Origin of the sequence: Nocardioides antri, from assembly GCF_008373765.1 — a bacterium.
Lineage (GTDB): Bacteria > Actinomycetota > Actinomycetes > Propionibacteriales > Nocardioidaceae > Nocardioides > Nocardioides antri.
Genome location: NZ_VUJW01000046.1, coordinates 1 through 216, shown reverse-complemented (window position 1 = coordinate 216; position 216 = coordinate 1). Strand labels below are relative to the sequence as shown.

Annotated in this window: 1 pseudogene; it reads left to right on the top strand. The window is 75.5% G+C overall.

Annotated elements, in window-relative coordinates:
* Position 1: 1 nt before the first annotated feature.
* Positions 2–216: pseudogene (locus F0U47_RS20375) on the top strand (globin domain-containing protein); the annotation flags it as partial.

The window sequence follows — 216 nt, the reverse complement described above, 5'->3', positions numbered from 1 at the left end:
GGCCGGCGACGAGGTGCTCCGGCCGCTCTACCCCGAGGAGGACCTCGGCCCCGCCGAGGAGCGGTTCCTGCTGTTCCTCGTGCAGTACTGGGGCGGGCCGACGACGTACTCCGAGCGCCGCGGCCATCCCCGCCTGCGGATGCGGCACGCGCCGTTCCCCGTCGACACCGCTGCCCGGGACCGCTGGCTGACCCACTTCCGGGCCGCCCTCGACTC